This is a genomic window from Elusimicrobiota bacterium (genome assembly GCA_040757695.1).
In the GTDB taxonomy this organism is placed as follows: domain Bacteria; phylum Elusimicrobiota; class UBA8919; order UBA8919; family UBA8919; genus JBFLWK01.
This window is the reverse complement of record JBFLWK010000083.1, coordinates 1-9,126: the sequence shown is the minus strand read 5'-3', so window position 1 is coordinate 9,126 and position 9,126 is coordinate 1. Positions and strand designations below refer to the sequence as shown.

The 9,126-nt window shown below is 37.1% G+C and carries 10 protein-coding genes and 1 tRNA gene; all 11 read right to left on the bottom strand.

The window, feature by feature from the left end; translation table 11 throughout:
• Positions 1 to 122: 122 nt before the first annotated feature.
• The 11 genes from AB1349_11365 to AB1349_11315 all read right to left on the bottom strand — a co-directional run bounded on the left by AB1349_11365 (position 123) and on the right by AB1349_11315 (position 8,865).
• A complete protein-coding gene (locus AB1349_11365) occupies positions 123 to 1,328 on the bottom strand; it encodes a C25 family cysteine peptidase (protein ID MEW6557927.1) in 1,206 nt (401 codons plus the stop codon).
• 257 nt (positions 1,329 to 1,585) lie between these two features.
• Entirely contained in the window at positions 1,586 to 1,936 is a 351-nt protein-coding gene (locus tag AB1349_11360; GenBank protein ID MEW6557926.1) for a hypothetical protein, read from the bottom strand.
• A 518-nt stretch (positions 1,937 to 2,454) separates the two neighbouring features.
• Positions 2,455 to 3,141: a SagB/ThcOx family dehydrogenase gene (locus AB1349_11355; GenBank protein ID MEW6557925.1), complete on the bottom strand. Its 687-nt coding sequence runs from the start codon at positions 3,139 to 3,141 to the stop codon at positions 2,455 to 2,457.
• On the bottom strand, positions 3,138 to 3,995 hold the full coding sequence (locus tag AB1349_11350) for a radical SAM protein (GenBank protein ID MEW6557924.1): 858 nt from the start codon (positions 3,993 to 3,995) through the stop codon (positions 3,138 to 3,140). Before AB1349_11350 ends, AB1349_11355 begins: the two co-directional genes overlap by 4 nt.
• On the bottom strand, positions 3,992 to 4,561 hold the full coding sequence (locus AB1349_11345; protein MEW6557923.1) for a hypothetical protein: 570 nt from the start codon (positions 4,559 to 4,561) through the stop codon (positions 3,992 to 3,994). The genes AB1349_11350 and AB1349_11345 overlap by 4 nt, the downstream gene beginning before the upstream one ends.
• Positions 4,562 to 4,628: 67 nt before the next feature.
• Positions 4,629 to 5,567, bottom strand: coding sequence for a signal peptide peptidase SppA (gene sppA, locus AB1349_11340; GenBank protein ID MEW6557922.1), 939 nt, complete (start codon positions 5,565 to 5,567; stop codon positions 4,629 to 4,631).
• The gene (locus tag AB1349_11335; protein ID MEW6557921.1) at positions 5,554 to 5,955 is read right to left on the bottom strand and encodes a hypothetical protein; all 402 of its coding nucleotides are present in this window, start codon (positions 5,953 to 5,955) and stop codon (positions 5,554 to 5,556) included. Before AB1349_11335 ends, sppA begins: the two co-directional genes overlap by 14 nt.
• On the bottom strand, positions 5,939 to 7,801 hold the full coding sequence (locus AB1349_11330) for a hypothetical protein (GenBank protein ID MEW6557920.1): 1,863 nt from the start codon (positions 7,799 to 7,801) through the stop codon (positions 5,939 to 5,941). Before AB1349_11330 ends, AB1349_11335 begins: the two co-directional genes overlap by 17 nt.
• Positions 7,798 to 8,238, bottom strand: coding sequence for a D-aminoacyl-tRNA deacylase (dtd, locus tag AB1349_11325; GenBank protein MEW6557919.1), 441 nt, complete (start codon positions 8,236 to 8,238; stop codon positions 7,798 to 7,800). Before dtd ends, AB1349_11330 begins: the two co-directional genes overlap by 4 nt.
• Positions 8,235 to 8,675: a TIGR00725 family protein gene (locus AB1349_11320; protein ID MEW6557918.1), complete on the bottom strand. Its 441-nt coding sequence runs from the start codon at positions 8,673 to 8,675 to the stop codon at positions 8,235 to 8,237. The genes dtd and AB1349_11320 overlap by 4 nt, the downstream gene beginning before the upstream one ends.
• A 118-nt stretch (positions 8,676 to 8,793) precedes the next feature.
• Positions 8,794 to 8,865 (bottom strand) — tRNA-Arg (locus AB1349_11315).
• Between the last annotated feature and the right edge of the window lie 261 nt (positions 8,866 to 9,126).

Sequence of the window (9,126 nt, the reverse complement as noted above, 5' to 3'; positions counted from 1 at the left end):
CCGGCGACAAAGTAACTGCACAAACTATACAGAAATACATCCAATATCAAAGAGCAGAAGAAGACAGACGCCAGTTAAAACTTGACTTTTAAGATACCCCGCAGCTTGCTGCGGGGAGTATGTCATTCACCCCCCCCTGCATCCCCAAAATCATCACACCCGACAAAACAGGCTTTTAATGGATAATCAGTTGTTGGTGGGGTTTGTTCATAGGTTAAAACTTTGTTCACAAAAGTTCCTACTTCTACCGCGTCTTCCACTGGTGCCCGACCGACAAAAACCTCCGCCAGCATATCTACGCTATCTTCTGGCTCACCGTAATTAGCATCTCCATCAGCATTCCAATTCCCATCTAAACAAGCGTAATACATATCACAAGCGGGTCTTTCGGAATCCACATAAGGATCAGTAATTCTTGTGGGTATAACACTCACATCTCCACCCAATAATACCCAAACTGTACCCCAGGTACTATGAGCATCAATAATAAAATTCCTTATTTTTTCCGGAACATCTGTTCCTGTATAATTCACCTCAATCCATTCTCGGGTTACAACCTTTGTACGCACTCCCTTTTTGGTCTTCCAATCTACTAATGGATGAAAATCTCCTTCGAGTAGTTGGTTAGTAATAATTACGTAGGCATAATTTCCCGGCGCTAATTTACTACCTTTCTCAGGCAGGAAATCTTTGTAAGAATCGATATACCTATCTATATCTTCCGGATTGGATACTGTCTTTTCCAGCCAGCTTCTTAGTTTCTTTTTTATTTCTTTCCCAAAAATTTTAGGTTTTTTAGCACTCGCTTTCAAAATCAGTTGGAACTCTATCTCTTGATTAAATACCAATTTCTTCTTCAGCGGGATATACTGAACAGGATACACACCTACAGCGGTAATATTCACTCCATCAAGATATTCGTTACCTAAGGATTCGACGATTTCTGCTGGATAAATTTGTGAAGAAGAATAGATTTCTTCTTTAGGAGCAGTAAATTTAAATAATTCCGGTCGAGAAAAGGGGACTGGCGCTTGAGCTGGATAAATATTATATTCTCCGCGAATCTCTTTTTTCTTGGCAGAAATGATTTTAATTTTTGCTATTTCTGTACCGGCAGGAATAATGAATTTCATATACTTCACTGGCAGTTGCGGCTCCCCTATTTTGGTGGTTGAATAACAATTGGATAAGAGTAATTTATGATAAGTTTTTGTAGGAACGACTATTTTCTGTAATTTTTTTCCGCTTTCGTCTGTAGGAACGATGTTTTCTTTACCAAAAGAAATTTTTCCTTTTATACTTTCTGCATAAGCGGCAGAAATAACCATACTATATAGCAGTATACAATAATAGGGACGGAGCAAATTAGTTTTCTTCATTATTTTTGTTTTTTGGTCAAAATCTGCGATATAATGCAGGAAATACTATCAAACACACTGGATATACGATAAATCACTAGTGATTAAACACTGAATGCATCTGCTAAATGCTCTAACACAGTCATTACATCCCAGAACGACCCTGATTGAACACCGGGCAACCCTGTTCAGATATAGAAAATCTGTAATCGGCAATTAATTGCCGACTACTTTTGTTCTCGTGGACCCTTGTGAGGTCTTGACATCCTGGGTGCAACCCCGAACTCCTGCAGTTTCTCGGTTGTCTTACCATATTGTCCCTCAAGCACAGAAATCCATTTACCCATCTCTTTCATCAGTTCATTTTTTGCAGCGGTCAAATCCCATGTTGCCTGCTGCTGGTCCGCTTTCAGTTTCTCCTGTAAGGCATTCTGCGAGACAAACTTATCTCGCTTCTTCTTCAAGTCATCTGCTGAAAGACCCATCTTACTAACTTCTTGTTTGTTGAGTTCCGCACCTTTTAATAAGCCATCCGCCTGTCCTTGAACATCTGCAGTTGATGACGGTCTTCTTCTCATATTTTATCACACCAGGTTAACATCATAGAATTGAGAATTTCCGCCAAAGTCGTAGTGGCGGAAAGAATTAAGAAATATGTTTTCTGCGACTAAAAAATTTCAATTCGAACATTTGTTCGAATTGGATTTTACAAAACAAAAAGCACGCCAAGAGCGTGCCACTACAAATGAAATAAAAATAGTGGATTTATATCCGCAACTACAAATTTTATATTTATAGATTCCGTATCAAGTACGGAATGACACTTTGTGTCAATTCTTAATTCTTGATTCTGTCGTTGGTAACTACCCCCCCTCCGTCGTAAAGTCAGTGATTAGTGGATAGTGGTTAGTGATTTGAGATTGCTTCGTCATTTCATTCCTCGCAATGACTGCGCTGTTAACCTGTGAAAAAAGTATAACATAAAATGTGCGGTTTGTCAAGTACTTTTTTTGTAAACGCAGATTACACAGATAACCTGAACAAGCCTGTCCCCGAACTTATTCAGGGCCAGGCTTCGGGGCTCCAATCTCTTGCCTTATTTAAGGTAGCCGACGGGAATTATGTAAATTGGTGAAAGGTTTTTAGGAAGATTCAAAAGATTTGTAACTGCGGTATCTAAAAATGCGCCGACGGGAACAGAGCCTAAACCTAACGCGACTGCTTGAAGATGAATATTTTGTGCGATATGACCTGCTTCCATATCTGCGTACCGAATTCCTCGTTTGCTATAGCGTGCCATAATTTTTTCGTAATCACAACAGATGATTACCGAAATACCAGCATCGGATATAAATTCCTGCCCATATGCAGCATCAGAGAGTTGAGTTCTTAAATCGCCATCTTTCAGTTTTTCTATTTTGTGTCCTTGCGGGATATAATGAAAAATTCCGTCAGCAGATACAAAATAAATTTCTACTGGATATATTGCACCTGCTGATGGTGCTGAACGGAATCCCATTTTTGATGTGAGACCTTGTGCCGACCATAAAAGTTGTGAAATTTGTTCAGGTGTTAATTTTTTGTTCTGAAAATTTCTTACGGAGCGTCTTTTGAAAATTGTTTCTTCTAATGATATAGTTCCTTTTAGTTTTGGTTGTGGTAGTTGTATCATTTTTTCCTCCGAATAAAGACAGTGAGTAAGTGAGTAAGTGAGTAAGTGAGTAAGTAAAAAACACTTAAACACATAACCACTTGACCACATAACCACTTTTTTTATATTCATAATTCCTGGCGCCAGCCGTAAGTTAAACCGAATTCATCTGCCCGGTTAAGAACCTGTGAGTATTCTTTGTCTGTAATTTTTCGTTGTAATTCCGGGAACTCATCGGTTCTATTTGCAGGGTGATACTGTGCCATAATTGAGAGATAAGTTTTTTTAGAAAGCTCTGTTGCGATAAATTCAAACACTTTTTTGCTACCTGCGATATTATCAGGCAGAACTAAATGTCGTATCAAAAGCCCTTTTACAGCAACACCATTTTTTATTTGTAAATCACCAACCTGACGATACATCTCTTTCAGTGCCTTTTTATTTATGTCCCAGTAGTTTTTGGCATCAGAATATTTTTCAGCAATTTTATCGTCAGAATATTTCGCATCTGGCATATAGATGTCTATAAACCCATCCAGCAACTTCAATGTTTCTACTTTTTCATAACCACCGGAATTGTAGACAACAGGAATTTTCAGTCCTTCTCTTTTTGCTAATAAAATTGCCTCTGCGATTTGGGCGATAACATGTGTTGGTGTTACAAGGTTTATATTATGTGCATTTTGGTTTTGGAGTTTCAGCATTATTTCTGATAGTTTTTCAACTGTTACTTCGTTTCCGTGATAAAGTTGAGAGATTGGATAGTTCTGACAGAAAACGCATCTTAAATTACAGCCGGTAAAGAAAATTGTGCCGGAACCGTTATAGCCGGATATAGGTGGTTCTTCTCCAAAATGTAAATTGTAAGCAGAAATTTTCGGATTCTTACCGATTTTACAGAAGCCCAGTTCGTTTTTAAGGCGGTTGACATTACAGTTTCTCGGACAAATAGAACATTTGTAAAGCAATGCTGAAAAGTTTGTCATATCAAAACAGAATAAATACTACCGATAGAAATGACAAAAAAAACGAGCGCAACCAGAAATGGAATTATTAGTGGTGAAACAAGTACAACATAGGTTTTTGCGTTGGAGATATTATAAAGTGTTTTTATTGAAACAAACAAAATATAAATTAACCAGCCGCATATAATTATTACTAAAAAATAGTAAAACGGCATACCCACAAATCTGGCAATTAAAGAAACCGGTATTAAAAACAAAAATGGTATGAGTGAAAAATTCAGAAGTGTAATAAGCGTAATAATATCACCTTTACCATTACCCTTCTCCAACAATCCGGCGACAATGTGGAACCCACAGGCAGTAGCAATCAAAACCCAAAAATTGAAAAATAAAATAAAAATAAAAAACATCCAGAACCCACTAACACCCTGATAAAACACAATTGAACCTGAGATAATGGAACTTAAATTTGCGAGTATAAAAATAGCCCAAGAAAAAGATACCGGTCTTTCTACAATAGCCAATTCTATCGCTTCTCCTGGTTTATCAATAAATGACAAAGCGAGTTCAATTTTTGAGGTTATCATAATAAAGGTTTTTATCGTCGGAAGCGTTAACTTATTAATTAATTCATTAATTTGTTAATTAATATTTTTATTCCAAAATATATTCAAATCGCACATTCATATCAGGCAAAATTTTTGAGAATCCTTTCTCTTCAAACCTGCCTGGAATAAACTCAAAAATTCGTTCCCACTGGTCTAAATCCGATATTATTTTTACATCACCTTTGAGTTTGGCGAGTTTTTTTGCTTCTTCAATTGATTCCTCTAATCCACCTAACAAATCCACAAGACCGACTGCTTTTGCTTGTGCGCCTGTAAAAATCCTGCCATCAGCCAGTTCGCGTGCTTTTAGTTCATCAAGTTTTCTACCAGAAATCACTGCGGATAAAAACTGCTCATATGCATCGTTGATTAAATCCTGTAGTATTTTATGTTCTTCGGCAGTCATCTCTCTGGCAAAATTTCCGATGTCTTTATGTTTACCTGATTTAATTACTTCAATTTTTACGCCAATTTTTCGCATAAGTTCCGATAGATTCCCAATTTCCAAAATTACACCGATTGAACCGGTAAGCGTTCCCGGCTGTGCAATAATTTTATCACATGCTGATGCAATATAATATCCACCAGAAGCCGCGATATCTGCAAAAGATGCAACAACGACTTTTTTATTCTTACGCAGTTTTATTATTTCTGAATATATTTCCTGAACTGCTGCAACTGTTCCGCCGGGCGAGTTTATTCTTAACACAACCGCTTTTATAGACGGGTTTTCGTTCAACTTTTTTAGCCGTTTTACAATTCTATCTGAATCACGTGCAAAAATTTCTGATGATTTTGTTGCTGTCCTGATAGGGCCGTAGATATTCACAACTGCAATTTTATCCTGTAAAATCTGGACTCTTCCTTCACCTAAAATTTTTCGTTTAGAAACTTGTGGTGCTTGATAGAAAACAAGCCAGCAGCCCAGAATAACCGATATAAAAAACAAAATTGCTATAAATGTAGCCAGTTTATTTCGTTCCATACAATTTTACCTCCGACTTGATTTTTTTAGTTTCAAATTTGATTTGGTTGTAATCAATTTTATAGCGTTCACATATTTTTTTGAATGTTTCGCCACGCTGTCGTCTTTTTACAATTTCGTCAGGTAGTTTCTCAATTTTTTTAGCAATCAGAATTACTTTTATGACTTCGCTGTAGCCAAGCCCTTTGTTTTTTAGCAACTGCAAATCCTGTGCTGAGAGTTGCCAGTAAGTAACCGCCTGTGATAGATTCTGGCAGAATGGCTCTATTGTGATTGATTTTTGTTCCTGTCCCTTAATACTGTCAGTACTACTTTCCTGTGCGCTCAAATATATGAATACCGACAAAAACAAGACTGCTAAAAAAAATAATTTATCTCGCTGTGACATATCTAAAAAATGTAGCATTCCGTTGTTTGTCTGATTTAACCTGTATAGCGACCATATTTTTCAGTTCCTTTTCCCATGCAGGTATTTTTATTATACCGTTGAAATTTAGTATCTGTGTCTGGTTTGGATATAATTCAGTGATAGTTTTTTGATTAGTACCTTTTATTTCACCACCAATCAAGAAAATTCTTACTACCAGATTTTTCAATTTTTTTTTAGAAGTATTTTTTATTACAACCGGTATCAAAAACTGCTCGTTTATTCTTATTTTTGGTGATAGATTGATTTCAGCCGAGACAGTCAGAAGTCCATTTATTTTTCGCATCTCAGTAATTGCTGATGCGCCCGCTAAAAGCCATTCAATAGTGGGATACGGGCTGATTCGTCCCCATAATGCTCGTGATAGGTCATGAACAAACACACTATCAACGATAGTATCATTATATATTTTTTTTGTTGCTTCAACAATTCGGTTATAAAATTCTTCAGGTGCTGGTGGGTTCAGTATTTTCTGATGGAGCGGGAAATCCACAACATTACCGACGATAATATTTGCCTGTATTTTTTTTATATAGTTATGCCAATCATCTAACAGTATATTAAACCGGTCCCTATCTGTCTCATACAGCATTACCGCATCAATATCTGCGCCTGCATCTGCGACCATTACAGGGTCTTGACCATGCTGCCAGCCTTTTTCCCACGAGAGTGTAAAAACCCAGAGTGGTTTTTTTAGTTTTACTTCTGTAGTGATTCTTTTTATTATTTTTGCAACCCTGTGTGCACGCCACCACTGCCACTGGTCAATAAGGCTCATATTCAGTCGGGCAACTTTTTCATTAGCAAGCCAAGCCATTCTTCTTGTAGCGTTATATTTTTCCCAGCCTTCTGGCAGTTTTACATTTATCTCTTGAACGAACTCGTCAACAAGTTCATAGCCACCTAACGCATTCCGAATATAATCCAGTCCGATGTAATCAATTTCTGGGATATCATTAAGCACCCTTACCAGTTTTATAATATCTGAGACCCGTTTCTCGTCGGCAAGCGAGATTGCGCGGGTTTCTACCGGACCACCCTCTTCAGCGATATAGTCATATGCATATCTATAGTTTTTGTACTTGTAGTGTCCGTATGTCAGATATGAGATAATATAAGTTCCAAATTTCAGGCCACGATTGTGCGCTTCTTTTCCCAGTTCAGGCAGTTTTGAGATATTTTTTTCTGTCCATGGAAAATGTTCGTCGGGATTTGGTGTTTCCGCTTTTGTCTGACCTGCGAGATACCAGAATGCATCTGCTCCGATAAATTCCGTCCAATCAAACATACCTTTGAAGCCAGTTTCTTTACCATTAGGGTTTTTCATTTTTAGTGTTGAGAGTGTTGTTGCGTTTTCAAAGGTTAAAATTCCAAACCCGCGTGGGAATACCCGTTTAAGTTTGCGTCGTTTGATGAAAAAATGCGTTGTTGAAAATTTTATATTTTGTGCTAAAAATGGTTCAATATAATACTTACCGTCGTCAGCATTCCATGGACATGGCCATTTACCTTCCCACACCATTTTTTTGCTGTTGTAGATTAACGGTATTTTCCCAAGACCGCCTATGGTGATTATTCTGTTTTTATCCTTGAATACCGACACATAAAATGGTTCAGTTTTATATTTTTCAGCCAGTTTTTTGGTTTTGATTTTTGCTGTTATTTTTATAAACTCCCAGTGATAATATAACTTCTTATTCGTTGATAGAAAAAGGTCAGTTTTCAGAAATTTTACAAGCGAATAAATTCCCCAAAATACCAGTAAGATAAATAAAAATAGTAAAAAAATAATAAAAAATTTTTTCATTGTTCGGTATCCAACAGAATTGTTACAGGTCCGTCGTTATGGATTTCAACAAGCATATCTGCTGCAAACTTTCCGGTTTTGACAGTTAGTTCCGATTTTTGCAGTTGCTGGACAAATTTTTCATACAAGATATTTGCTTTTTCAGGTTCTAACGCAGAGACAAATTCCGGTCGTCTACCTTTTTTACAATCACCATAAAGTGTGAACTGCGAAACCACAAGAATTTCACCTTTAATATCTGCCACAGAAAAATTAAATTTATTTTGAGCGTCTGCAAAAATCCGTAGGTTCAATATCTTATCCGAAGTCCAATCAATATCTTTTTCAGTATCAGTTTTACCGAATCCAACAAGAACAACTAATCCTTTACCGATCTCTTCTTTGATATTGTGGTATGAAACTGCTGCTTTTTTTACTCGCTGGATGACTATTTTCATTTTAGTTTATCTATGATTTTCATAAGTTCTTTTACTGAATGTGCTTTTATTATTCCAGGGATATCCCATGTTTTTATTCCCACCACCATTTTATCTATCGCTTTTGCAAGCCCAATTTCTGAAAGTGTACCGTATTCACCGTCAATTGCAATAATTATATCTGCAGTTCTTACGATGATTGCGTTTCTTGCATGGCTCATTGCTGTTATTATAGGGATATCAATGTAAGCATTTGCTTCATCTTTTGATTTACCCGGCAGAATCCCGATAGTTAAGCCACCAGTTTTTTTTGCACCTTTACAAGCTGCTTCCATCACACCACCCATACCGCCACAGATAAGAATATGTTTGCGTTTTGCGATTTCACAGCCAATTTCTTCTGCGATTTTCGCTATTGTTTTATCACACTTATTCCCACCGATAATACCTATTATCATTTTTTAGTATTAACCAAGATAAGCCACAGAATTTCACAGAATCTCACTGAAACTTATTTCTGTGTTTTTTCTGTGTGTTTCTGTGGCTTTTTTTGAAATCCCGAGACCGCTAGGAAAGCGTCCCCGACAGGAATCGAACCTGCATCAATGGCTCCGGAGGCCATCACTCTGTCCATTGAGCTACGGGGACATACCAGTTGAACCACAAGGAAGCACTTTTATTTTACCATTATTTTGATTTAAGTCAAGATTTTTTTTGGAGGGGTGGAGGGGTGATGGAGTGGAGTGGGTGATTAACGAGATATGCCGGGATGTTTCAGGTTTTCAGCAAGTTGTTCAAGTTCGGCAAGAAGTTCAGATTTGTTTGGATTGTTTTTTAATTGTGTAACAAGCCCTTTTATCTTTTCACAGATTTCTTGACGATGGCTACGATAAGTAAGTCGGTCTTCCT